Here is a 404-nt window from a genome sequence, read left to right as displayed (position 1 = left end):
GCGATATCGCGAAAGTCATTCGCATTGTAAAGCTTTTCTGTCGTGCACTTGGCCAAAACAGTATCAATTATAGCCGGGTATTGTTGGCTCACCTTATGAATAATTGTAAACTGATCTCTCCGATACCTCGGGTATCTTTGGCTAATCTCATCTAAATAGGCAGCTGCCTGAACCTGATCTTTAAAGTGAGAGAGGAGACGTTGTTTAAACTCTTCCACACCTTTGGAGCGATCACGAGTATGGTGACGGTTTTGAATCAGCTTTCCCTTTTCAGAGCTGATCCTATGCTCGGCAATCACTTCACCATTTGCTTCTTTGCGGATGATCAGGGCGTTGTGATCTTCTTCCCTTATTTCAATCCACACAAGATTCTCACTCCTATTTTGATAAGTCCCCAGTGGGAC

General features: G+C 43.8%; 1 pseudogene. It reads right to left on the bottom strand.

The features are described from left to right. A pseudogene (locus CHH91_RS17920) lies at nucleotides 1–404 on the bottom strand (IS21 family transposase); the annotation flags it as partial.

Source organism: Virgibacillus sp. 7505 (assembly GCF_002272135.1).
Lineage (GTDB): Bacteria > Bacillota > Bacilli > Bacillales > Amphibacillaceae > Terribacillus.
Note: the sequence above shows the minus strand (reverse complement) of the source record. Positions and strands in the feature narration are given on the sequence as shown.